Source organism: Piezobacter thermophilus (assembly GCF_055386745.1).
Genome location: NZ_AP042380.1, coordinates 2,097,107 through 2,119,604, shown reverse-complemented (window position 1 = coordinate 2,119,604; position 22,498 = coordinate 2,097,107). Strand labels below are relative to the sequence as shown.

Below are 22,498 nucleotides of genomic sequence, written 5' to 3'. Positions count from 1 at the left end.
GCGTATCGCCGGCCGGCGCGTTCCGAAAAGATCTGCAATTTTAACTGTTCAGCGGGCGTTAATTGCCTTCGGGCAAGGTTGCCGGGCAGGGATGACAACGGCCAGGGCGATGCACGGTCTGATCAACAGCGCGATTCAGTCCTTCATCTGTGCGACCTACGGTCGGGGCAGGTGGCGGCGCGTGGCCGAACTGGCCGGAATCGACCCCGGGAATTTCGAGGCGATGCTGCACCATGACGACAAGCATGGCAGGCGAGTCCTGTCGGTCCTGTGCGAGGATCTGGGGCGCGGGCAGGCCGAGCTGCTGGAGGACCTGGGCACCTTCCTGGTATCGCATCCGCGCATGGCGGCGCTGCGCCGGCTGCTGCGCTTCGGCGGTGAAAGCTATGTGGATTTCCTCTACTCCCTGGATGAACTGGCCGGGCGCGCCCGGCTGGCCGTGCCCGATCTTCACCTGCCGGCTCTGGAGCTGTGGGATTGCGGTGAAGGCCGCTACACGCTGATCTGTCATCCCGGCCTTGACGGCTATGGCAGCGTGATGACGGGCCTGCTGCGGGCCATGGCCGACGATTACGGTGCATTGGTGGTGCTGGAACATGAAATGCCCGAGCAGGGGCAGGAGGTCATCCGCATCTCGCTGGTCGAGCCAGCCTTTGCCCAGGGACGGAATTTCGCGCTGGGGGCGCAGGGGGCATGACGGAATCCGCCGTCGTGGACGGGCTGCTGGCGGCGCTGTGTCCCATGCATCTGCTGCTGGATCCGACCGGCCATGTTCGCCGAGCGGGCGCGACATTGCAGAAACTGCGCCCTGGCGTGGCGCTTGAGGGGCTGCGCTTTCTCGATCTTTTCGAACCGCTCCGGCCGCGCGCGGTGTCGTCCATGGCGGATCTGTGCGCGGCCCCCGGCGGACTTTTGCGGGTGCGGTTCCGGGCTCCGCCCAGGACCACGCTCAAGGGGATGATCCTGCCGCTGCCACAGGACCAGGGGGCGGTTGTCAACCTTTCCTTCGGCATCTCGCTGGTCGATGCGGTGCGCGAGCATGACCTGACCGGCGCCGACTTCGCCCCCACCGATCTGGCCATCGAACTTCTCTATCTGGTCGAGGCCAATGCCGCGGTCATGGACGTCTCGCGCCGGCTGAACCTGCGTCTCCAGGGGGCCATGGTCGCAGCCGAAAGGCGGGCATTCACCGATACGCTGACGGGGTTGCGCAACCGCCGTGCGATGGATCACGTGCTGGACCGGATGGTCGGTGCGGCGGCGCCCTTTGCGCTGATGCATCTCGATCTCGACCACTTCAAGACGGTGAACGACACGCTGGGCCATGCCGCCGGCGACCACGTCCTGCGCCGCGCCGCCCGGGAGATGGTGAGCGAGATCCGCGACCGCGACATGGTCGCGCGGATCGGGGGCGACGAATTCGTGCTGATCCTCGACAGCGTGACCGACCGCGACCGGCTGGCCGCGATTGCCGGCCGCCTCATTGCCAAGCTGGAAAGGCCGGTGCCATGGCGCGATGCCGAATGCCGCATTTCGGCCAGCATCGGCATTGCCTTCTGGCCGGAGGACGACGCCCCGGATCCGGCGACGCTGCTCCACCGCGCCGACCTGGCGCTTTACGCGGCCAAGCGGGCGGGCCGCGGCCGGTTCCGGTTTTACGAGCCCGCGATGGAACAGGCCGGCGCCCTGCCCGGGGCCGGGCCTCCGGCAGCGGGGTGACGGAGCGGTGGTGACGGCGCGGCGCGGGTTCCGGCCTCAGCGGATGTCGATGCTCTTGCGCAGGGCGCCGCTGGCGCTGTCGAAGATCAGGATCCGGTCGTCATCGGTGACCACCGCGTACCATCCCTTGCCCATGGTGAAGGCTTCGGCCTTGACGCCATCGGGCAGGACGATCATGTCGGGGAAGGCGGGGCGATCGTCGGCAAGGCGGATGGCGAACATCGCCACGATCAGGACGAAGCCGCCGATCATGACCGCCAGAAGGGTGGTGACCAGGCGCCGCAACAGGCGCAGATTGCCCGGTTCGGGCGCGGAAGGGTCGGGTGAAGGGCCGGGTGCGGAAGAGGGGGCCATGGGCAGCCGTCAAGTTGTTTTCACCATTGCGGCGAACCCGCCGCCCCGCCTAGATAAGGCGCTTGCGCGGGATGCGCCAGACGCCGCGGCGCTGTCGCGGACGCGGATCGCGCGACTCATCGCCGATGGCGCGGTCGCGGTGAATGGCTCTCTCGTCACCTCGCCCAAGGCGCGGGTGCAGGAAGGTGATGAGGTACGCATCCACCTGACCGAGGCCGAAGAGAGCCATATCGGCCCCGAGCCGATCCCGATCGAGATCGTCTACGAGGATGCCACGCTGATCGTGGTCAACAAACCCGCCGGCATGGTGGTGCACCCGGCGCCGGGCACGCCCTCGGGGACGCTCGTGAATGCGCTTCTGCACCATTGCGGCGACAGCCTGTCCGGCGTCGGCGGCGTCCGGCGGCCGGGCATCGTGCACCGGATCGACAAGGACACCTCGGGCCTGCTGGTGGTGGCCAAGACCGACGCCGCCCATCACCGGCTGGCCGCGCAGTTCGCGGCGCATCGGGTCGAGCGTCACTATACCGCTCTGTGCCACGGGGTGCCTGATGCCAACGACCCGCGGCTGCTCGGCCAGCGCGGGGTCAGTTTCGAGCCCGGCAACATCCTGAAGATCACCACCCGGCTGGCCCGGCACGGAACCGACCGCCAGCGCCAGGCGGTGCTGTTCGACACCGGGCGCCATGCGGTGACCCGCGTTCGGGTGGTGGAAAGGTTCGGGACCCCGCCGTCGCTGGCGCTGCTGGATTGCTGGCTGGAGACCGGACGTACCCACCAGATCCGGGTGCATATGGCCCATGCCGGTCACGGGCTGGTGGGTGATCCGGTCTATGGGGGGCGCCGCAAGCCGCCGGCGCGGGCGCTGGGCGCGACGGCCGCCGCGGCGCTGGCCGGTTTCCACCGCCAGGCGCTGCATGCGGCGACCTTGGGTTTCGTCCATCCCGAAAGCGGCAAGGCCATGCAGTTCGAGGCGCCTCTGCCCGCCGACATGGCCGCGCTGGTAACGCTTTTGCGTGCGGAGGGCTGATTTTCCGCCAATTTTCAGCACATGCGCGTGATCTGCGGCATTCCGCCCTTTCCGATCCTTCGGCCCGCGCGCTAGGGTGGGGGCAGGAAATTTCCCCACCGGCCTTGAAGCCGAAAAATTCTTGACCCATATGGTATGTTAAATGTCTAAACATCATGGGAGGCACTGAGACAGCATGGCGAATTACGCAAATCTCCCGGCTCCGACCCCCGAAGGCGGTCTGAACCGCTACATGCAGGAAATCCGCAAGTTCCCGCTGCTCGAGCCGGAAGAGGAATACATGCTGGCCAAGCGCTGGGTGGACCACCAGGACACCGAGGCTGCGCACAAGCTGGTCACCTCGCATCTGCGGCTGGCGGCCAAGATCGCCATGGGCTATCGCGGCTACGGCCTGCCCCAGGCCGAGGTGATCTCCGAGGCCAATGTCGGCCTCATGCAGGCGGTCAAGCGCTTCGACCCGGAAAAGGGGTTCCGCCTCGCCACCTATGCCATGTGGTGGATCCGCGCGGCGATCCAGGAATACATTCTGCGGTCGTGGTCGCTGGTCAAGCTGGGCACCACCAGCGCGCAGAAGAAGCTGTTCTTCAACCTGCGCAAGGCCAAGGCGCGCATCGGTGCGCTGGAAGAGGGCGACCTGCACCCCGACAAGGTGAAACAGATCGCCCATGACCTCGGCGTGACCGAGGACGAGGTCATCTCGATGAACCGGCGCATGTCCGGCGGCGATGCGTCGCTGAATGCCACCGTCGGCAGCGATGGCGACAGCGCCATGCAGTGGCAGGACTGGCTGACCGACGAAAGCGCAGACCAGGCCGCCGATTACGAAGAGCGCGACGAGCTGGAGGCACGCCGCGAACTTCTGGCGCAGGCGCTGGACGTGCTCAACGACCGCGAAAAGGATATCCTGACCCAGCGCCGGCTGGCCGACACCCCGGTGACGCTGGAAGAGCTGAGCAAACAGTACAATGTCAGCCGCGAACGCATCCGCCAGATCGAGGTGCGCGCTTTCGAGAAACTGCAGAAGAAGATGCGGGAACTGGCGGCCGAGAAGGGGATGCTCACCCCCGCCTGACGGCCATGGCCGCCGTCTCCACCTCCGAGGGGCATGACCGTCATCGCGCCCCTCCCTTCCTCTTGCAAAAAATACTCCCGCCGGAGGCATGGCGGCCGCGCGCGCTGCGTGCGCGGTCGCAAGGATTAGCCGTCGCGCCGTATGCGCGGCCGCATTTTCCGGCGCAGCTCTTCCCGGCTTGCCTGCCGGATCCGGCAGGGCCTTAATCCTGCCGCAAAACCGGGCTAGGATGGGCCCGAGGCAAAGAGCGGGCCATGGACAGCAAAGCGACAGGGCGCAAGGGCGCGCAGGTGCGCCGCCGCCGGGTGTTCTACATCCCCGGCTATGATCCCATTCACCCCCGGCGCTATCGCGAACTCTACCGGAAGGAAGCCGCCCGGCAGGCGGCCATTTCGGGCCACGAGATCGCACTCAGCCCCAAACGGGGCGGCGGCCCTTACGGCTGGCATGTCTCCGCCCGGATCGAAGGCGCGCCCTGCGAGGCGGATTTCGAGGTCCTTGTCTGGTCCGACATCGTGCGCGACAGCATGTCGAATTCCATCCCCGCCACCTATCTGCAACTGGCGCGCACGGCCTGGATCTATGCTGCCACCGGGGCGCTGTGGCGGCTGATGCAGCTGCGCAAGGGGCCGGTGATCGCCGCGCTCTACCCGGTGGGCATGCTGGTCCTGCAACTGCTCCTGGCCTTGCTGGCCGGCTGGGGGGCGGGGGCGCTGGCGGCGTGGGGGGCGCGGCAGCTGCCGGTGGCGATGCCCCCCGCGGCGGGGGCGGCGGCGGGCCTTGTCATCGGGGCGGGCGTGGCGGTCGCGATCCTGCGGAAATTCCGGTCATGGGACAACAGGCTGTATGCCTATTACCTGATGCATGACTATGCCTATTCGGCGCGCTGGCGCGGGGCCAACCCGCCCGAGCTCGAAGAGCGCATGGCCGATTTCGCCGCCCGCATCGCCGCGGCGCTGGCCGAGCCCGGCCTCGATGAGGTTCTCGTCGTCGGCCATTCCTCGGGCGCGCATCTGGGCGTTTCGGTACTGGCCGACCTCATCCGCGCGGGGCGGGTGCCGGAAGACGGCCCGGCGCTGGGCTTTCTCACGCTGGGACAGGTGGTGCCGATGGTCTCCTTCCTGCCCGAGGCGCGGCGGCTGCGAGCCGATCTGCGCTATCTCTCGGCCCGGGACGAGCTGACCTGGCTGGACGTGACCGCGCCGGGCGACGGCTGCGCCTTCGCGCTGTGCGACCCGGTCGCGGTCAGCGGCGTCGCGCTGCCGGACAAGCGCTGGCCGCTGGTGATCTCGGCCGCCTTCACCCAGACCCTTTCGCCCGAGCGCTGGAAGGCGCTGCGCTGGCGCTTCTTCCGTCTGCATTTCCAGTATCTGTGCGCCTTCGACCGGCCCGGAGACTACGACTATTTCCGCGTGACCGCCGGGCCGCGCACGCTGGCCACCCGCTATGCCGGGCGCGCGCCGTCGAAATCGCGGATCGAGCAGCCCCTGTCCCCGCACAGATCCGTGGTGCCCGCATGATCCCGCCCAAGCCGCAGGCCAGGCCGGACAAGGTGTCGCTGTGGCGCTACGGGCGGCTGTTCCGGCAGGATATCCTCTCGGCCCAGCCGGCCCGGCTTTATCGCGCCTGGATGGCCGAGTTCCGCACGCCCTTCTTCCGGTCATTCCTGCTCAACCAGCCCTCGCTTGTCGATCTGGTGCTGAAGGACAGGCCCGACGACTTCCCCAAATCCGCCCGGGTGCGCGAGGGGCTGCGGCCGCTCCTGGGCGATTCGGTCTTTCTGACCAATGGCGAAACATGGAAGCGGCAGCGGCGCATCATCGACCCCGCCTTCGAAGGAGGCCGGCTGAAGGATACCTTCCCCTCCATGCTGGCCGCGGCGCGGGCGGCGGTGGCGCGGCTGGAGGCCCCGGCGGCGGCGGGAGAGGCGGTGGAATTCGAGGAAATCACCAGCCACGCGGCGGCGGACGTGATCTTCCGCACCCTGTTTTCCATTCCCATCGAGGATGAGACCGCCTCGCGCGTGTTTTCGCTGTTTCGCGCCTATCAGCGCGAACAACCCCTGCTGAACCTTGCCGCCTTCCTGCCCCTGCCGCGCTGGATGCCGCGCCTTCATTCCCGGCGCACCCGCGCCACCGCCGCGGCCATCCGCGCCCTGATCGCGGATCTGACCGCCCGTCGCATGGCCGAGATCGACGCCGGCACCGCCCCGGACGACCTGGCCACCAAGATCATGACCACCGCCGATCCGCTGACCGGGGAGCGCTTTTCCACCGCCGAGATGGTGGACCAGGTGGCGATCTTCTTTCTTGCCGGGCACGAAACCAGCGCCTCGGCCCTGGCGTGGACGCTTTACCTGATGGCGCTGTTTCCCGACTGGCAGGAAAGGGTCGCGCAGGAGGCCGCAGCCGCCCCGCCGGGGAAGGGGGCGGATTTTTCGGTCATGTCGCAGCTGCGGATCAGCCGCGACGTGTTCCGCGAGGCGCTGCGCCTCTACCCACCGGTGCCGATGATGGTGCGTTCGGCCTCTCGCACCGAATGTTTCCGCGGCCGCAATGTGCCGAAAGGGGCGCAGCTGGTGATCAGCCCATGGCACCTGCACCGGCATGAGCGGCTGTGGGACAATCCCGACGGTTTCGACCCCGGCCGCTGGCAGACCGAAAACGGTCGGCAGTGTCAGCGCGAAGCCTTCATCCCCTTTTCCGCCGGGCCGCGGGTCTGCACGGGGGCGGGTTTTGCCATGGTCGAGGGGCCGCTGATCCTGTCGGTGCTGCTGCGCGCGTTCCGGGTCGAAAGGATTCCCGGCCGCGATCCGGTGCCGGTGGCGCATCTGACGGTGCGCTCCCGCGACGGCATCTGGCTGCGGATTGTCCGGCGCTAACAATCTACCATCACCTCCGCCCTTGCTCTAATCAGGGTCCGACAGTGACTCGGCAGCACGGGAATTTCAGCATGACCAATTCGGAAAAGCGCGATCGCATTGCCGGCGGCAGGGGGTTCATCGCCGCGCTCGATCAAAGCGGCGGCTCCACGCCCAGGGCCCTGGCGCTCTACGGGGTGGAGGCGTCCGACTATGACGGCGAAGAGGCGATGTTCGCCGAAATCCAGAAGATGCGTGCCCGGATCATGCAGGCCCCCGATTTCAACAGCGACAAGATCGTCGGCGCCATCCTGTTCGAACGGACCCTTGGCGAAAGCATAAATGGCCGGAAGGTGCCTGACTACATCTGGAACGAACGCGGCGTGGTGCCGTTCCTCAAGATCGACAAGGGGCTGGCCGAGCGGTCGGGCGCCGTGCAGTTGATGAACCCCATCCCCGATCTTTCTGCCACGCTGGGCGCGGCTGCCGAACAGGGCATTTTCGGGACCAAGGAACGCTCGGTCATCCACGAGGCCGACCGCGACGGCATCCGCGCCGTGGTCGAGCAGCAGTTCGACCTTGCGCGCGAAGTGATCGCCGCCGGCCTGGTCCCGATCGTGGAGCCCGAGGTGAACATCCACTCTGCCTCCAAAGCCGAGGCCGAGGCGCTGCTGAACGCCGAAATCCTGCGCCAGCTCGACCGCCTGGCCGAAGGCGCGGAAGTGATGCTCAAGCTGACCCTGCCTTCCGAGGCCAATCTCTATGCGGATGTGGCCGCCCATCCGCGGGTTCTGCGTGTCGTGGCGCTTTCGGGGGGCTATTCCACCGAAGAGGCATGTCGCCTTCTGGCGCAGAACCGGGACATGATCGCCAGCTTCTCGCGGGCGCTGACCGAGGGGCTGAAGAAGCAGATGAGCGACGCGGAATTCAACGCCGCGCTGGGGCGCAATATCAACATGATCTGCGAGGCCTCTCTTTGCGGCTGATCGGCGCGTGTGTTGCCTTTCGCCACCAGGTTTGACCGACATCATGGCACCGCGCCATGCCTGCCCTATATCGGGGTTGGACTCGCATGGATTCAGCCGGGGTGCATCGAATGGCGGACAGGATTTCCGAACCGGTCGTGTCGCTGCCCGTCGAGCGGCGACGCGACAGTGACAGTCTCCATCAGCTGGCAACCCTTGTGGACAGGGACAACCGGTCGCGGCTGGCGCGGCTCACCTCGGGCATATCCCCGGCCGCGGTGGCGGGGGCGTGGCTCGACTGGGGCGTGCATTTTGCCGCCGCGCAGGGCAAGCAGCTCGAGCTTGCCAACAAGGCGGTGGCCGACGGTACGCGGCTGGCCCGCCATGTCGCGGCGCGGATGCTGGGGCAACCGACCGAGCCGGTTGCCGAACCGGACCCGACCGACCGCCGGTTCCGTCATGACGGCTGGTCGCACATGCCTTTCGATCTGTGGAAGCAGTCCTTTCTTCTTGCGCAGGACTGGTGGGACAGCGCCACGACCGAGGTGCGGGGCGTAAGCCGCGCCAACGAACGCGCGGTGCGGTTCATGGCGCGGCAGATGCTGGACGCGGCAAGCCCGGCGAATTTCCTGCCGACGAATCCCGAGGTGCTCGAACGGACAAGGGCCGAGGCGGGCGCCAACCTGCTGCGCGGCCTGCGCAACTGGGCCGAGGATCTGGCGGCACTTGCCGCTGATGCGCCGAAGGCGCCCGAATCCTGCTACGAGGTGGGCAGGAACCTTGCGGTGACACCGGGCAGGGTGGTCTATCGCAACCATCTGATCGAGCTGATCCAGTACCTGCCAACCACGAAGAAGGTGCATCGCGAACCGGTGCTGATCGTGCCTGCATGGATCATGAAATACTACATTCTCGACCTGCGCCCGGAAAACTCGATGGTGCGCTGGCTGGTCGAACGCGGCTACACGGTCTTCATGATCTCGTGGCGCAACCCGGATGCCGGGGATCGCGACCTGGGAATGGAGGACTACCTGCGCCTCGGCCCTCTGGCGGCCCTGGACGAGATCGCCCGCATCGTCGGACCGGCGAAGGTTCACCTGACCGGCTATTGCCTGGGCGGAACGCTGTCGGCGATCGCGGCGGCGGCGCTGGCCCGCGACGGGCAGGAGCGGCTGGCCTGCCTGACGCTTCTGGCCGGTCAGACCGATTTCACCGAGGCGGGCGAGCTGATGCTGTTCATGGACGAAAGCCAGGTCGCGCTGATCGAGGACATGATGTGGCGGCAGGGCTATCTGGATGCCCGGCAGATGTCGGGCGCGTTCCAGATCCTGCGTTCGAACGACCTGATCTGGTCGCGGATGCAGCGGCAGTACCTGATGGGCGAACGGCCCGAGCCGAACGACCTGATGACATGGAATGCCGACAGCACGCGGATGCCCTACCGGATGCATTCGGAATATCTGCGCAAGCTGTTCCTGCGCAACGAACTGGCCTCGGGCAAGTACGAGGTGGGCGGGCGCCCGGTCTTTCTCAGCGACATCCGGGGGCCGATCTTCGCCGTGGGGACCGAAACCGACCACGTGGCGCCGTGGCGGTCGGTCTACAAGATCTCGCAGCTCAGCGATGGCGACACCGCCTTCGTGCTGACCAATGGCGGGCACAATGCCGGGGTGGTGAGCGAACCGGGCCACCCGCGCCGGCACTACCGGTTTCTGGTTCACCGGCATGGCGAAAACCACCTTTCCCCGGACGAATGGGAAAAGGCGGCGTCCTGCCACGGAGGGTCGTGGTGGCCGGAATGGGACCGGTGGCTTGCCGGGCACAGCTCGGGCAAGGTGGCGCCGCCGGAAATGGGCGAGGCGCTGTGCGATGCGCCGGGCACCTATGTTTTCATGGATTGACGTCTGCCGCGCATGAGCGGACCCTTTCCGCCCGCCGCGTCAGCGCGCCTCGTAGCCGGTCATTTCCAGATAGCCCCGCCCTGCATGGCTGCCGCTGATCCGGACCGGGCCTTCCCAGTAGGGAAAGGATGTGCCCATCCAGCTTTGCGGGTTGAGCGCGGTCGCTTCGATATCCAGGCTGCGCCCGGGCAGCCGGATGCGCCAGCGCACCGGCACCTCGCGCCCGGCCACGCGGGCGGTTTCCAGCGGCTCGGCCTCGAAGGCATCGGCGGCCAGGGCGGTGGCGGAGCCATCCGCCTCGATCCATGTGGCGGCGGTGAAATCGCCGCTCGCCCCGCGCAGGCGAAAGGCCATCAGCTTCTCTCCGGTATCTAGGCGCAGCCCGAACCAGTCCCACCCGGCCTGGTCCCCGGCCAGGGGTTGCGACGACCATTCCCGGTCGAGCCAGCCCTTGCCGGTGACCTCCACCCGCCCTTCCGGCAGGACGAGCGTGCCGGAAACATCGTATTCGGGTTGCGAATAGTAGTAGCTGGCCTGACCTTCGGCGGATTTCACCGAATAGCCCTGGCGCCCGTGCAGCACCAGCGGCCCGCGCGCCTGCAGGGTCAAGTCATAGGAAAAGTCGCCCCCCGAGGCCCGCAGGCGCAGGCGCGAGAGATCGTCGGGGCCTTCCATCCGCCAGTCGTCGATCCAGGCTGTGAAGGGGGACAGCGTCACCCCCGCCTGCCCGATGCCGCCGCGGGCGCGGCGTTCGGCAAAACGGTGGGCGCGGGCCGAGGTGACGGCGGCGTTTCCCATCCACAGCTGCGGGCTGCGCCAGCCCTCGGCCTCGCCGGGGCGCAGGGCGGTGCGGAACAGGGTCCACTGGATGCCGTATTCGGTGCCGTCGGCGGCGGTGAGATTGGCGGTCAGATACCACCATTCGATGCGGAAATCCGGGTGCGGCCCGTGATCGGAGGGAAAGCTCAGCGCCACGCCGGGGCGCACCGGGGCAAAGCCTTCGGCATCCGTGCCCAGCCCGGCAAATCCCTGCGCCCGGGCCGGCGCCTGCACGGCCAGCGCCAGCACCGCGATCATCAGCGCGCAAAGCATTCTAGCGTTCATTGGCAAACACCTTCAGCAGCTCCGAGGGCGGCAGTCCGATCAGGCGTCGCGCCGGGATTGCGGCGGCCACCGCCGCCGTCCCCAGCGCCAGAGCCAGCAGGCGCAGCCAGTCCAGCGGGAACAGATGCATCGGCAGGCGCCAGCCGAAGGCCTCGACGTTGATGACCGTCAGCAGCACCCGGGCCAGCACCAGCCCCAGCGGCAGCGCCAGCACCGCGGTCAGCCCGGCCAGCGCCACGCTGCGCAGGATCTCCAGCCGCATCAGCCGCGCCCGCGTGATCCCCAGCGCCCAGAGCGGCGCCAGCTGCGGCAGGCGCATGCTCCACAGTGCCAGCAGGCTGGTCAGGATGGCGAATCCCGCCACGCCCAGCGTCAGGATGTTGAGCGCGCCGGTGATGACGAAGGTCCTCTCGAAGATCTCCAGCGATCGCGCCTTGAGCGCCGCCTGGTCGATCAGCGCGCCCGCAGGAAGGTCGAAGGTGGCGCGCAAGGCGCGGGCCAGCTCCGGCACCCGCCCGGGCGCAACACGGATGCCGAAGCGCCGGTTGGGGACGTTGCGCGCATGCGCCAGCAGATCCTCCATCGACACCATCGCCTGGCCGGTGGGATTGCCGTAATCGGCATAGACGCCGAGGATGACGCGCTCCCATCCGGGGCCGAGGGCAAGCTGCGCGCCGGTCCATTTCCCGCTGCGGCGGGCCAGCTGTTCGTTGATCAGCACGCCTTCGCCCCGGGCCAGCCGCTCCCATGCGCCGGGCGCCGCATCCAGCAGCGGCCAGTTGTCGCGATAGACGGGATGATCGATGATGCCGTGAACGAAGACCGGCTGGCCCGCCGCGCGCAGCTCGACCGACCGGATCGGCAGCACCGCATCGACGCGGGGGCGCAGCCAGTCGGCGATCTGCCCGCCCTGGGCGTCGTCGCGCGCGGTAACATAGAGTTCCGACACCAGTCGCTGATCGAGCCAGCCGGTGAAGGTCAGGCGGAAGCTGGCCACCATGGTGCCGACGCCGATATTGGCGGCCAGCGCCAGCAGCAGCGCCATCAGCGCCAGCGACAGCCCCGGCAGCTGCGCGCGCATGTCGGCGCGGAACCACTCGGCCAGGGGGTCGTCCGGCGCGCCGGCCCTTCGCGGCAGGGGGATGCGCAGGATCAGCCCCAAGAGCGGTGGCAGCAGCAGCGCCGCCCCCAGCATCAGCCCGGCCAGCAGCGCAAAGCCGGCGATGAGCCCGTCAAGCAGCACCATTGCCAGCCCCCCCGCGGCGATCAGCGCCAGCCCTCCGGCGCCCAGAGTCAGGTCGGTTCTTGCTGCGGCCAGACCCCAGGCATGTTGCCCCGGCGCGGCAAGGATCGGCAGCCGCCGCAGCCGCCACAGCACCTGCGCCCCGGCCAGAAGCGCTCCGGCCAGGCTCATGCCCATGCCACCGGCGATCCATTCCGGCCGCAGGGTCAGGCTGCCGGGTGTGGGCACGCCGTAGATCCCGCCCAGCGTGGCCGCCACGCCCGGCAGCAGCGCGGCGGCGATCAGATAGCCCAGCACCAGCCCGGCGCCGCCCGCCAGCGTTGCGAACAGAACCATCTCGGCCAGGGCCAGCACCGCCAGCCGCCGCGCGGGCAGGCCCAGCGCGCGCAGGGTGCGAAAGACGGGGCGGCGCTGCTCGAAGGCAAGGCCGATGGTGCCATGCACGATGAACAGCCCCACCGCGAAGGACAGCAGGCCGAAGGCGGTGAGGTTGAGCTGGAAACTGTCGGTCAGTCGCGCCATGTCCGAGCGCGCGGCAGCGTCGATCCGTTCCAGGGCGGGTGCGATTTCGGCCAGGGGCGGGATGCCCTGCGGCTGATCGGGCAGGATCAGCAGCCGGCTGACCCGGCCGGGCAGGCCCAGAAGCCGCTCGGCCAGGCCGATATCGGTGATGACGGTGCCGGGGGGGATCTGTTCGATCTCGGCCACCGGCGGCAGGTCGGGGCGCGCCCGGATCCGCGCCGCCGTCTGCGCATCGGCCAGAAGCAGCCCGCGGGGGCCGAGCAGTTCGCCCGGTTGCACGCGCCCGCCGGCCTCGTCCAGCGCCGGCAGCGAAGGGTGGGTCAGCGGATCGATGCCGATGATCGTCACCCGGTCCGGCCCCAGCCGCATCCGCCCCTCGAGCACCGGCGTGACCTGCCAGCCGGCGCGGCGCAGCGCCACATAGGCGGTCACGCCCATGAATGCGCCGGAGCGCGATTCCAGCCGGTCGTAGCCCGCCGCCCCCAGCTGCTCGGCGGCGCGGGCATAGGCGGCGCGGGCTTCCCCGTTGATGGCCTGCACCGCCGACCACAGCCCCGTGGCCAGCGCCAGCCCGGCCAGCAGCGTGAACAGCTGCAGCGGATGGCGCCGCCAGTGGCTCAGAATCGCCAGCGCCGCCGCCCCCGTCATCGCGCCCGTCATCCTATCTTTCCGCCCGCCAGATGCACCCGCCGCCCCAGCCGCGCGGCGATGCGCGGCGAATGGGTGACCAGCAGCAGCGCGGCGCCGGTCTCGGCCACCAGCTCGAGCATCAGGTCGAGAACCGCGTCGCTGCTGTCTTCGTCGAGATTGCCGGTGGGTTCGTCCGCCAGCAGCAGCGCCGGGCGCATGGCCAGCGCCCGGCCGATCGCCACCCGCTGCTGCTGACCGCCCGAAAGCTGTTCGGGATAGCGCCGCAGCAGTGCCTCAAGCCCCAGCCGCCCGGTCAGGCGGGCGATCCAGTCCCGATCGACCCGCCCGGCCAGCCGGGCATGAAAGGCCAGATTCTGCCCGACCGTGAGTGTGGGGATCAGGTTGAACTGCTGAAACACCAGCGCCACCCGCTCGCGCCGCAACGCCGCGCGAGTGGCCTCGTCCAGCCCCGAAAGGGCGGTGCCGTCGATGGTGATTTCCCCCGAATCGAAAACATCAAGCGCGGCAACCAGGTGCAGAAGCGTGCTCTTGCCGCTGCCGCTTTCGCCGGTCAGGGCCAGTGTCTCGCCCGCCGCCAGCGCCAGCGAGGCCCCGCGCAGCACGGGCACGGCGGTTTCGCCGGGCCAGGACTTGGTGACGTTGTCGATGGTCAGAAGCACGGGATGCGGCACCGTCTGCGTCGGTTGTCCTGCAATCAATTGGCCCTTGGGGCGCAACTGTCCAGCCTCCGAGCCGGTTTTGTCGTGCTGGTCTTGTCATGCCGGTTTTGCCTGCCGCCCGTCGGCAGGAGGTGCCGGGCCGGAAATTCCCGGCCCGGCGCCGTTATCACAGCGCGGTCGCCTCGTAGCCGGCTTCCTTGATCGCCGCCAGAAGCGCCGCGTTGTCCAGCGCGCTGCTTTCCACGGTCACCGTGCGGTCGTCCAGATTGCAGTTCACGCTGGCCGCGGCATCGGCCGCCTTGATCTGCTTTTCGATCGCCGAGGTGCAGTGGCCGCAGCTCATTTCCGGGACGGAAAATTTTGCCATCTCATGTCTCCTGTAATGTATGAAGGGTGCCTTCGCCGCGGGTCTGAACCCTTCCAGCGCTGGAAGGTCAAGAAATGAATTCGGAAACGGGCATGTCTCGCTCAAGGCTATTGACCTTCCAGTTAGAGGAACCTTTATGTGGGGTGCAGGAAACATGAAAGGACCGAGTCGGATGGGCAATTTGCACGAAGTGAAACTGTCGGTCGAAGGGATGTCCTGCGCCTCCTGCGTGGGTCGGGTCGAACGCGCGCTGAAGGCCGTTCCGGGCGTGGAAGAGGCCAATGTCAACCTCGCCTCCGAGACGGCCACGGTGCGGTTCGACGGGCCGGCGGATATCGCCACGCTGGTCGCTGCGGTGGACGAGGCCGGCTATCCCGCGCGGCAAAAGACCGTGACGCTGTCGATCGAGGGCATGACCTGCGCCTCCTGCGTGGGGCGGGTGGACAGGGCGCTGGCCGCGGTGCCCGGCGTCCTGGACGTGAGCGTGAACCTGGCCGCGGAAACGGCAACCGTGACCTACCTGGAAGGTCAGGTTCAGATCGCCGACCTGATCAAGGCGTCGAACGATCTGGGCTACCCGGCCAAGATCAGGGAAGCCGAGGACAGCCAGGACATGGGCGAACGCAAGGCGGCCGAGGCGCGCAAGCTGCTGCGCCTGACGGTGATAGCCGCGATTCTCACCGCGCCGGTGCTGACGCTGGAGATGGGCAGCTACATCTTCGGCTTCATCGCCGATTTCAAGGAAAATGTCCTGGGCGTCCAGATGGACCGCTACATCCAGTTCGTCCTGACCACCATCGTGCTGTTCGGGCCGGGGCTGCGCTTTTACGCCAAGGGTTTTCCGGCGCTGTTCAAGGGCGCGCCGGACATGAACTCGCTGGTGGCGCTGGGCACTGCCGCCGCGTGGATCTATTCCACCATCGTGACCTTCACGCCTTCGCTGCTGCCGGCCGAGGCGCAGAACATCTATTTCGAGGCCGCGGCGGTGATCGTCACCCTGATCCTTCTGGGCCGGTTTCTCGAATTGCGGGCCAAGGGCCGCACCGGCGAGGCGATCCGCAAGCTGATGGGCCTGCAGGCCAAGACCGCCCGGGTCGAACGCGACGGCGAGGTGGTCGAGGTGCCGATCGAGGAAATCGTGGTGGGCGACATCATCCATGTGCGCCCGGGCGAGAAGATCGCCGTGGATGGCGAGGTGATCAGCGGATCCTCCTATGTGGATGAAAGCATGATCACCGGCGAACCGGTTCCGGTCGAGAAGAAGGAAGGCGAAGTGGTCGTGGGCGGCACCGTCAACGGCACCGGCATCCTCACTTTCCGCGCCACCAAGGTGGGCGCCGACACGATGCTGGCGCAGATCATCAAGATGGTCGAACAGGCCCAGGGCGCCAAGCTGCCGATCCAGGCGCTGGTGGACAAGATCACCCTGGTCTTCGTGCCGGTGGTGATGTCGGTGGCCGCGCTGACGGTTCTGGTATGGTTCTTCTTCGGGCCGGATCCGGCGCTGACCTTCTCGCTGGTGGCCGGGGTTTCGGTGCTGATCATCGCCTGTCCCTGCGCCATGGGGCTTGCCACGCCGACCTCGATCATGGTCGGCACCGGGCGCGCCGCCGAGATGGGGGTGCTGTTCCGCAAGGGTGACGCGCTTCAGTCGCTGCAGGAGGCGAAGATCGTCGCGCTGGACAAGACCGGCACGCTGACCGAAGGGCGTCCCGAACTGACCGACCTGACGGTGGCCGGGGGGATGGACGAGGCCGAGGTGCTGCGGTTGGTGGCCTCGGTCGAGGCGACCTCGGAGCACCCGATTGCCGAGGCCATCGTGCGTGCGGCCAAGGCCCGCGGGCTGGATCTGGCCGGGGCCGAGGATTTCGACTCGATCACCGGTTTCGGCGTGCAGGCCACCGTGGACGGGCGCAAGGTGCTGATCGGCGCCGACCGGCTGATGACCCGCGAGGGGATCGAGCTGGGCGATCTGGCCGAGGTGGGCCAGGCGCTGGGCCGCAAGGGCAGGACGCCGCTTTATGCCGCCATCGACGGCAAGCCGGCGGCGGTGATCGCGGTGGCCGACCCGATCAAGGAAAGCACGCCCGAGGTGATCGCGGCGCTGCACGCGCTGGGCAAGAAGGTGGCCATGATCACCGGCGACAACCGCGGCACGGCGCAGGCCATCGCCCGCGAGCTGGGCATCGACCACGTGGTGGCCGAGGTGCTGCCCGAGGGCAAGGTCGAGGCGCTGCACAAGCTGCGCGAGGGCGGCGAGAAGCTGGCCTTCGTCGGCGACGGCATCAATGACGCCCCGGCGCTGGCCGAGGCCGATGTGGGCATCGCCATCGGCACCGGCACCGACATCGCCATCGAAAGCGCCGATGTGGTGCTGATGTCGGGCGACCTGCGCGGCGTGGTGAATGCCTTCGACATCAGCCAGAAGACCATGCGCAACATCCGCCAGAACCTGTTCTGGGCCTTCGGCTACAACACCGTTCTCATCCCGGTGGCAGCGGGTGTGCTCTACCCGATCTGGGGGATCCTGCTTTCGCCGATGCTGGCGGCCTTCGCCATGGCGATGTCCAGCTTCTTCGTGCTGAGCAACGCGCTGCGCCTGCGCTGGGTCAAGCCGGCCGTGGCGGAAACCGGGAAACCGACCGAGGCCGGCGTGGCCGAGCTGCGCCCGGCTCCGGCGGAATGATGAAGGAGACGGGATCATGAACATCGGAGATGTATCGCGCCTGTCGGGCCTGCCGGCCAAGACGATCCGCTATTACGAGGAGATCGGGCTGGTCGAGCCCATGCGCGGGCTGAACGGCTATCGCCAGTTCCGCGAGCGCGACCTGCACAAGCTGGCCTTTCTGGGGCGGGCGCGGTCGCTGGGCTTTTCGCTGGAGGATTGCCGGTCGCTTCTGGCGCTCTATGAGGACCGGCAGCGGGCCAGTGCCGATGTGAAGCGGATCGCCCAGGAGCATATCGAGCGGATCGAGAAGAAGATGGAGGAGCTGCGGCAGATGCACCGGACGCTCACCCATCTGGTCGAGAAATGCGCCGGCGATCACAGGCCCGACTGCCCGATCCTGTCCGATCTGGCGGCCGAGGCCGAGGAGGAAGCCCGGAAAGGGGCGGGGGTGCCCTGCCACGGCTGAGTTCGGACGGCCGCGCCTGACGGCGCGACACCGAAATCCTTGCGGCCGCGCCCTGGGGCGCGGCCGCGATGCCTCCGGCGGGAGTATTTTGGGCAAGAGGAAGTCCGCATTGTTCCCGTGCCGCGGGCCGGTGCGAGCGGGTTTCAGTCGGTGCTGCGAAGCGGGGTGCGCTGGACGATGGCGATGGCCAGAAGCGGCGCGGCCACGGTGATGATGGCGGTGGTGATCAGCAGCATGCCGAGCTGCGAATAGTCTGCCGGGGTGACGATGGCACCGGTGGTGGGGTCGGTCACTTCGCGGGTGATGGTGAAGATCCGGTTGAGATACTTGGTGCCGAGGCTGGACGCCGACAGCGCCAGGTTGGTGAACGAGGCCATGACGGCGAAGAAGGTGGCCTTGAGGTTTTCGGGCGCATTGCGGGCGATCCAGGCCAGCATGGGGATCATGGCCACCTGGCCCAGCGGCGATTCCACTGCCGCGTCGATCACGGCGATGAAGCGGGCGTCCACGATGCCGCCGGTCATGGCCGCTGTCCATTCGTGGATGCCGTAGTAGAGGCCGATATTGGGCAGCGACAGCAGGCCTGCGGCGATGCTGAGGATGATGACGATATCAACGATGGTCTTGCGCGCCATCATCGGCCGCAGCACCACCATGCCGACCAGCGTCAGCACCGAGGTGAGCAGGTAGAGCACGGACAGGAACTGCTGGTCGAAGCCGAGCACGTCGATCTCGAACCATGTGGCGCCGGCGCCGGGCAGGGGGACGGCGCGGAAGACGAAGACGATGATCGCCGTGCCGATCAGGGTGCGTGCCTTTTCGGGCGGAAGGGCGCGGACGAGCTGGCGCATGAGGAACAGCACCACCGCCATCGACCCGGCGAAGACGATTTCCTGCGCGCCGGGGACCTCTCCGATGCCGACGGCCAGCGACAGCGCCACGAAGGCGGCGCCGCCGATGAAATACCACCAGTTCGGCTTGACCGCTTCGCCGCCGCGTTCGAGGCGGGCCAGAGCAGTGGCGCGGTCGATGCCCCGGGCCAGCAGCGACCGGACGGCACGGCGTCTCTGGATCGTCGCCACCACGGTGCCCGAGACCGAAATCATGGGGATGATCAGTGCCAGCAGGTAGATGCCGGCATAGAGCGCGGATTTTTCGGCCGGGGCCAGGGCCTCGATCCCGGAAAACAGGTAGATGTTGGCGGCGGCGACGAAGCTGGCGCCGCTGATGACCGCGAACCGGCCCAGCGTCTGCATGGTGGTGTGCAGGGCGCGCGTCTCATCTGCCGGCAGCGGCTGGCCGCCCGCGTCCGTCCGCGGCACCGCCTCGACCGACATGGCGTCGGCCACCGCGTCCTGAAGCACGTAGCCGAAGGGCGAGATCAGCACCGAAAGCACGTACCACCAGGTCATCGGCATGATCGAGGTCATCCACTCCAGCCGCAGTGCCAGCCCGTGCATGATCAGGAACGAGGCGGCGATCAGCCCGGCGCCAAGAAAGATCAGCCCCGCCTTCCAGCGCCAGATCAGGTCCACAAGGTGCCCCACCGGCATCTTCAGCGCCCAGGGCAGGCCCGCCCAGAAGGCCAGCCCGGCCAGGAAGGCGGGCGAGACATCGAGATATTCCTTGACGAAGAAGGTGCCCACGATCGCCGTCAGCCCCGAGGCGCCGGCGGCGAAATAGACCATCAGGGGCGGCAGGAACGACCAGCGGAATTGCCGGCCGAGATCCACGATGACAGTGTCGAAAAGCTTTCGGGCGCGGCCGGCGGTCATGCGGTGTCCTGGTCTGCTCTATCCTGCCGACGGGCGGCGATCCTGCAGCGGCCTGATCTTCAGCCGGGTGATCCGGTTACCTTCGCGCCCCAGCACCTCGAACCGGAAGCCGTGGAAGGAAAACACCTGTCCCGTGGTGGGTATCGTCTGGGCTTCGTGAATGACCAGCCCGGCCACGGTATTGGCCTCTTCGTCGGGCAGGTTCCAGTCGGTGGCGCGGTTCAGGTCGCGGATCGTCATGGCGCCATCGACGATGAAATGGCCGTCCTCGGTCCGGCACAGCAGGTTGTCGGTGGCGCTGTCGAATTCGTCGGTGATCTCGCCCACGATCTCTTCGAGGATGTCTTCCAGCGTGATCAGCCCCTGCAGCACGCCGTATTCGTCCACCACCAGCGCGAAATGGGTGTGCCGCCGCAGGAACTGCCGCATCTGGTCGTCGAGCATGGTGGTTTCGGGGATGAAATAGGGGGGCTTGGCCACGTCGGTGATGCGGAACTTCGCCAGCGCCTCGGCACCGGCCTTGCCGTCGGTGACGGCGCGGTACATGGCGCGCAGCAGATCCTTGGCGTGGATCACACCGATGATGTTGCCCGGCTCGCCCCGGTAGACGGGCAGGCGGGTAAAGCGGCTTTCCAGGCACTGGCGCAGGATGTCCTGCGGGTCGGCATCGGCATCGATCATCTCGATCTGCGAGCGGTGGAGCATGATCTCTTCCACCGTGCGGTCGCCCAGGTCGAGCGCGCCCAGGATGCGGTCGCGGTCCTCCTTTTCCACCACGCCCTCGGAATGGCCCAGCTGAAGCGCTCCGGCGATTTCCTCGCGTACCGCCAGAACCCGGCTTTCGGGATCGACCCGCACGCCGAACAGGCGCAGCACGCCGCGCACCAGCAGCCGCACCGCCGAAACCACCGGCGAAAACAGGACCACCACCACCGAGATGACCGGCGCGACCACCGCGGCGGCCCTTTCGGCATTGGTGATGGCGTAGGTCTTGGGCAGGACTTCCGCGAAGATCAGCACCAGAAGCGTCATGACCAGCGTCGCGATGGCCACGCCGCTGTCTCCGAACAGCCGGGTGAACAGCGCCGTGGCCAGCGATGCGGCCAGGATGTTGACCAGGTTGTTGCCCAGCAGCACCGAACCGATCAGTCTTTCGCTGTCCTCGGTCAGCCGCAGCGCCCGCGCCGCTCCGCGCGATCCCTTGTCGGCCTGGATGCGCAGCTTGCCGCGCGAGGCCGCCGTCAGCGCGGTTTCCGAACCCGAGAAGAAGGCGGACAGGACCAGCATCAGGAGGATGACCCCGGCGCTGATCCAGAAGGCGAGGTCAAGAGCGGGTGAAGAGGCTTCCATTTCCGGGCATCCTTTGTTCCTGTCGGGTTATGGGGCGCGCGGCGGCGCCGATCAAGGGGGATGAAGATGCGCGTTGTCGATCTGGGGCAGCTTCCCGGCCCGGTCCTGCTGTTCGGCGGGCCCTATTCGAACCTTTTGGCGCTGGAGGCGCTGATCGCCCTGGCCGCCGCCCGCGGCATCCCTCCGGCGCGCATGATCTGCACCGGCGACGTGGTGGCCTATTGCGCCCGGCCCGCCGAATGCGTGGCCCGCATCCGCGCCCTGGGCTGCCCGGTGCTGGCCGGCAACTGCGAACGCCAGCTGGCCGTGGGGGCGGCCGATTGCGGCTGCGGGTTCGAAGAGGGCAGCACCTGCGACCGGCTCTCGGCCGGGTGGTTCGCCCATGCCGACGCTTGCCTCGACGATACGGCGCGGCGCTGGATGGGCGGCCTGCCCGATCTGATGGTGTTTCGCCATCATGGCCGGCGCTACGGGGTGGTCCATGGCGGGGTCACGGATATCGCCCGCTTTCTCTGGCCGGTGGACGATGCGGCGGCTTTCGCGGAGGAGTTCGCCGCCTTTGCGGAAATTGCCGGGCCGGTGGATGCAATTATCGCCGGGCATTGCGGAATTGCCTTTACGCGCCATGGCGAGGAGGGGACGTGGATCAATGCCGGGGCGATCGGCCTGCCGCCCAACGACGGCGCGCCGCAGACGCGCTTTGCGCTGCTGGAAGGGGGGCGGGTGCGGATCCTGCGGCTGGACTATGACCCGGGCCCCGAACGCGCGGCGATGGTGCGGGCGGGGCTGGTGCAGGGCTATCACGACACCCTGCGCAGCGGCTACTGGCCCTCCGAGGACGTGCTGCCCCCGCCTTTGCGGGCCAGCGGGTGATGTTTCAGCACCAGCTCGGCCAGCCGGTGCTCCAGCACATGGGTGTAGATTTCGGTGGTGGACAGGTCGGCATGGCCCAGCAGGGTCTGGATCGACCGCAGGTCGGCGCCGTTGGCCAGCAGGTGGGTGGCGAAGGCATGCCTCAGCGTGTGCGGCGTGACCTTCGCGGGGCTGATCCCGGCGCGCACGGCGATTTCCTTGATGAGCAGGTAGAACCGGTGCCGGGTCAGGTGCCCCGCGCGCGAGCGCGATGGAAACAGGAAGGGCGAGGGGGCCGCGCCCTTGCGGCCGCCTTCGGTTCGGGCCGCGTCGCGGGCCTCGATCCATGCCGCCAGTGCCGAGCGCGCAGGCGGCGACAGCGGCACCAGGCGCTCCTTTCCGCCCTTGCCGCGCACCAGCAGCATGCGCGGATCCCCCCGCGCCGCTGCCACCGGCAGCGAGACCAGTTCGCTCACCCGCATGCCGGTGGCATAGAGAAGCTCCATCAGGCAGGTATTGCGCAGCCGCTCAGGCGTGCCGCGCCCGGTGCTGCGGGCGGCGTCCAGCAGCCGATCCACCTCGGCCACCTCCAGCGTCTTCGGCAGGCGCCTGTCCCGCCCCGGTCCGCCAATCCGGATCGCCGGGTTGTCGGCGCGCCAGCCTTCGTCAAAGGCAAAGCGGAAGATCTGGCGGATGGCCGACAGGCGCCGGGCACGAGTGGCGCGGGCCAGGCCCTGCGCATCGCAGTCGATCAGGTAGGCCTCGATGCGGTCGCGGTCCACCTCGGCGAAGCTGGTGTTTCGGCGCTCCATCCAGGCGGCAAAGTCCTTCAGGTCGCGGCCATAGGCCAGCAGCGTGTTGGTGGCGGCCCCGGCCTCGGCTGCCTGTGCCTCGAGAAAGGCCGAAATCCAGTGATGCGGATGGGCCGGCGCGGTCATGT

General features: G+C 68.1%; 19 protein-coding genes. 11 read left to right on the top strand and 8 right to left on the bottom strand.

The window, feature by feature from the left end; translation table 11 throughout:
• The first annotated feature begins 109 nt into the window (after nt 1-109).
• Both ACZ5CM_RS10300 and ACZ5CM_RS10295 read left to right on the top strand, forming a co-directional pair.
• On the top strand, nt 110-697 hold the full coding sequence (locus ACZ5CM_RS10300; RefSeq protein ID WP_464642577.1) for a heme NO-binding domain-containing protein: 588 nt from the start codon (nt 110-112) through the stop codon (nt 695-697).
• Nucleotides 694-1,719, top strand: a complete 1,026-nt coding sequence (locus tag ACZ5CM_RS10295; RefSeq protein WP_464638352.1) for a diguanylate cyclase domain-containing protein — start codon at nt 694-696, stop codon at nt 1,717-1,719. Before ACZ5CM_RS10300 ends, ACZ5CM_RS10295 begins: the two co-directional genes overlap by 4 nt.
• A gap of 36 nt (nt 1,720-1,755) precedes the next feature.
• On the opposite strand, the gene ACZ5CM_RS10290 is transcribed toward ACZ5CM_RS10295, so the two are convergent.
• Nucleotides 1,756-2,073: a DUF6476 family protein gene (locus ACZ5CM_RS10290; protein ID WP_464638351.1), complete on the bottom strand. Its 318-nt coding sequence runs from the start codon at nt 2,071-2,073 to the stop codon at nt 1,756-1,758.
• On the opposite strand from ACZ5CM_RS10290, the gene ACZ5CM_RS10285 reads away from it, so the two are divergent.
• The 6 genes from ACZ5CM_RS10285 to ACZ5CM_RS10260 all read left to right on the top strand — a co-directional run bounded on the left by ACZ5CM_RS10285 (nt 2,072) and on the right by ACZ5CM_RS10260 (nt 9,901).
• Nucleotides 2,072-3,103, top strand: a complete 1,032-nt coding sequence (locus ACZ5CM_RS10285; protein ID WP_464638350.1) for an RluA family pseudouridine synthase — start codon at nt 2,072-2,074, stop codon at nt 3,101-3,103. The two genes, ACZ5CM_RS10290 and ACZ5CM_RS10285, sit on opposite strands and share 2 nt — an antisense overlap.
• Before the next feature lie 175 nt (nt 3,104-3,278).
• Nucleotides 3,279-4,175 carry an RNA polymerase sigma factor RpoH gene (gene rpoH, locus ACZ5CM_RS10280; RefSeq protein ID WP_464638348.1) on the top strand — a complete coding sequence of 299 codons (897 nt, stop codon included), beginning with the start codon at nt 3,279-3,281 and terminating at the stop codon, nt 4,173-4,175.
• A 254-nt stretch (nt 4,176-4,429) separates the two neighbouring features.
• On the top strand, nt 4,430-5,695 hold the full coding sequence (locus ACZ5CM_RS10275) for a hypothetical protein (RefSeq protein ID WP_464638347.1): 1,266 nt from the start codon (nt 4,430-4,432) through the stop codon (nt 5,693-5,695).
• A complete protein-coding gene (locus tag ACZ5CM_RS10270; RefSeq protein ID WP_464638346.1) occupies nt 5,692-7,056 on the top strand; it encodes a cytochrome P450 in 1,365 nt (454 codons plus the stop codon). The genes ACZ5CM_RS10275 and ACZ5CM_RS10270 overlap by 4 nt, the downstream gene beginning before the upstream one ends.
• Nucleotides 7,057-7,127: 71 nt before the next feature.
• Nucleotides 7,128-8,021 (top strand): fructose bisphosphate aldolase, encoded by an 894-nt coding sequence (locus ACZ5CM_RS10265; RefSeq protein ID WP_464638345.1) that lies wholly within the window; start codon nt 7,128-7,130, stop codon nt 8,019-8,021.
• Nucleotides 8,022-8,131: 110 nt separating this feature from the next.
• Nucleotides 8,132-9,901, top strand: coding sequence for a PHA/PHB synthase family protein (locus tag ACZ5CM_RS10260; RefSeq protein ID WP_464638344.1), 1,770 nt, complete (start codon nt 8,132-8,134; stop codon nt 9,899-9,901).
• 39 nt (nt 9,902-9,940) lie between these two features.
• Here ACZ5CM_RS10260 and ACZ5CM_RS10255 read toward each other — a convergent pair whose 3' ends face one another.
• The 4 genes from ACZ5CM_RS10255 to ACZ5CM_RS10240 all read right to left on the bottom strand — a co-directional run bounded on the left by ACZ5CM_RS10255 (nt 9,941) and on the right by ACZ5CM_RS10240 (nt 14,447).
• Nucleotides 9,941-11,005 (bottom strand): lipocalin-like domain-containing protein, encoded by a 1,065-nt coding sequence (locus ACZ5CM_RS10255; protein ID WP_464638341.1) that lies wholly within the window; start codon nt 11,003-11,005, stop codon nt 9,941-9,943.
• On the bottom strand, nt 10,995-13,418 hold the full coding sequence (locus ACZ5CM_RS10250; RefSeq protein ID WP_464642575.1) for an ABC transporter permease: 2,424 nt from the start codon (nt 13,416-13,418) through the stop codon (nt 10,995-10,997). The genes ACZ5CM_RS10255 and ACZ5CM_RS10250 overlap by 11 nt, the downstream gene beginning before the upstream one ends.
• An 8-nt stretch (nt 13,419-13,426) precedes the next feature.
• The gene (locus ACZ5CM_RS10245; protein ID WP_464638338.1) at nt 13,427-14,080 is read right to left on the bottom strand and encodes an ABC transporter ATP-binding protein; all 654 of its coding nucleotides are present in this window, start codon (nt 14,078-14,080) and stop codon (nt 13,427-13,429) included.
• Nucleotides 14,081-14,246: 166 nt separating this feature from the next.
• A complete protein-coding gene (locus ACZ5CM_RS10240) occupies nt 14,247-14,447 on the bottom strand; it encodes a heavy-metal-associated domain-containing protein (protein WP_464638335.1) in 201 nt (66 codons plus the stop codon).
• Between the two features lie 172 nt (nt 14,448-14,619).
• Between ACZ5CM_RS10240 and ACZ5CM_RS10235 the strand changes: the two genes are divergently transcribed.
• Both ACZ5CM_RS10235 and cueR read left to right on the top strand, forming a co-directional pair.
• Nucleotides 14,620-17,133, top strand: coding sequence for a heavy metal translocating P-type ATPase (locus ACZ5CM_RS10235; RefSeq protein ID WP_464642573.1), 2,514 nt, complete (start codon nt 14,620-14,622; stop codon nt 17,131-17,133).
• 16 nt (nt 17,134-17,149) lie between these two features.
• Nucleotides 17,150-17,581, top strand: a complete 432-nt coding sequence (gene cueR / locus ACZ5CM_RS10230; RefSeq protein ID WP_464638332.1) for a Cu(I)-responsive transcriptional regulator — start codon at nt 17,150-17,152, stop codon at nt 17,579-17,581.
• Nucleotides 17,582-17,724: 143 nt separating this feature from the next.
• Here the strand turns inward: cueR and ACZ5CM_RS10225 are convergent, their stop codons facing one another.
• Together ACZ5CM_RS10225 and ACZ5CM_RS10220 are read right to left on the bottom strand one after the other, a co-directional pair.
• Complete coding sequence (locus ACZ5CM_RS10225; RefSeq protein ID WP_464638330.1) at nt 17,725-19,356, bottom strand: MFS transporter; 1,632 nt, start codon at nt 19,354-19,356, stop codon at nt 17,725-17,727.
• An 18-nt stretch (nt 19,357-19,374) separates the two neighbouring features.
• The gene (locus tag ACZ5CM_RS10220; protein ID WP_464638327.1) at nt 19,375-20,706 is read right to left on the bottom strand and encodes an HlyC/CorC family transporter; all 1,332 of its coding nucleotides are present in this window, start codon (nt 20,704-20,706) and stop codon (nt 19,375-19,377) included.
• Nucleotides 20,707-20,772: 66 nt separating this feature from the next.
• Here ACZ5CM_RS10220 and ACZ5CM_RS10215 point away from each other — a divergent pair, with 66 nt between their 5' ends.
• Nucleotides 20,773-21,579 carry a metallophosphoesterase family protein gene (locus tag ACZ5CM_RS10215; RefSeq protein WP_464638325.1) on the top strand — a complete coding sequence of 269 codons (807 nt, stop codon included), beginning with the start codon at nt 20,773-20,775 and terminating at the stop codon, nt 21,577-21,579.
• Here ACZ5CM_RS10215 and ACZ5CM_RS10210 read toward each other — a convergent pair.
• Nucleotides 21,528-22,496 carry a site-specific tyrosine recombinase XerD gene (locus ACZ5CM_RS10210; protein ID WP_464638323.1) on the bottom strand — a complete coding sequence of 323 codons (969 nt, stop codon included), beginning with the start codon at nt 22,494-22,496 and terminating at the stop codon, nt 21,528-21,530. The genes ACZ5CM_RS10215 and ACZ5CM_RS10210 overlap by 52 nt on opposite strands.
• Between the last annotated feature and the right edge of the window lie 2 nt (nt 22,497-22,498).

Coding starts and splice junctions, on each gene's coding strand:
- ACZ5CM_RS10300 (WP_464642577.1), top strand. CDS start 110: ATGCACGGTCTGATCAACAGCGCGATTCAGTCCTTCATCTGTGCGACC.
- ACZ5CM_RS10295 (WP_464638352.1), top strand. CDS start 694: ATGACGGAATCCGCCGTCGTGGACGGGCTGCTGGCGGCGCTGTGTCCC.
- ACZ5CM_RS10285 (WP_464638350.1), top strand. CDS start 2,072: ATGGGCAGCCGTCAAGTTGTTTTCACCATTGCGGCGAACCCGCCGCCC.
- ACZ5CM_RS10290 (WP_464638351.1), bottom strand. CDS start 2,073: ATGGCCCCCTCTTCCGCACCCGGCCCTTCACCCGACCCTTCCGCGCCC.
- rpoH (WP_464638348.1), top strand. CDS start 3,279: ATGGCGAATTACGCAAATCTCCCGGCTCCGACCCCCGAAGGCGGTCTG.
- ACZ5CM_RS10275 (WP_464638347.1), top strand. CDS start 4,430: ATGGACAGCAAAGCGACAGGGCGCAAGGGCGCGCAGGTGCGCCGCCGC.
- ACZ5CM_RS10270 (WP_464638346.1), top strand. CDS start 5,692: ATGATCCCGCCCAAGCCGCAGGCCAGGCCGGACAAGGTGTCGCTGTGG.
- ACZ5CM_RS10265 (WP_464638345.1), top strand. CDS start 7,128: ATGACCAATTCGGAAAAGCGCGATCGCATTGCCGGCGGCAGGGGGTTC.
- ACZ5CM_RS10260 (WP_464638344.1), top strand. CDS start 8,132: ATGGCGGACAGGATTTCCGAACCGGTCGTGTCGCTGCCCGTCGAGCGG.
- ACZ5CM_RS10255 (WP_464638341.1), bottom strand. CDS start 11,005: ATGAACGCTAGAATGCTTTGCGCGCTGATGATCGCGGTGCTGGCGCTG.
- ACZ5CM_RS10250 (WP_464642575.1), bottom strand. CDS start 13,418: ATGACGGGGGCGGCGGCGCTGGCGATTCTGAGCCACTGGCGGCGCCAT.
- ACZ5CM_RS10240 (WP_464638335.1), bottom strand. CDS start 14,447: ATGGCAAAATTTTCCGTCCCGGAAATGAGCTGCGGCCACTGCACCTCG.
- ACZ5CM_RS10235 (WP_464642573.1), top strand. CDS start 14,620: ATGGGCAATTTGCACGAAGTGAAACTGTCGGTCGAAGGGATGTCCTGC.
- cueR (WP_464638332.1), top strand. CDS start 17,150: ATGAACATCGGAGATGTATCGCGCCTGTCGGGCCTGCCGGCCAAGACG.
- ACZ5CM_RS10225 (WP_464638330.1), bottom strand. CDS start 19,356: ATGACCGCCGGCCGCGCCCGAAAGCTTTTCGACACTGTCATCGTGGAT.
- ACZ5CM_RS10220 (WP_464638327.1), bottom strand. CDS start 20,706: ATGGAAGCCTCTTCACCCGCTCTTGACCTCGCCTTCTGGATCAGCGCC.
- ACZ5CM_RS10215 (WP_464638325.1), top strand. CDS start 20,773: ATGCGCGTTGTCGATCTGGGGCAGCTTCCCGGCCCGGTCCTGCTGTTC.
- ACZ5CM_RS10210 (WP_464638323.1), bottom strand. CDS start 22,496: ATGACCGCGCCGGCCCATCCGCATCACTGGATTTCGGCCTTTCTCGAG.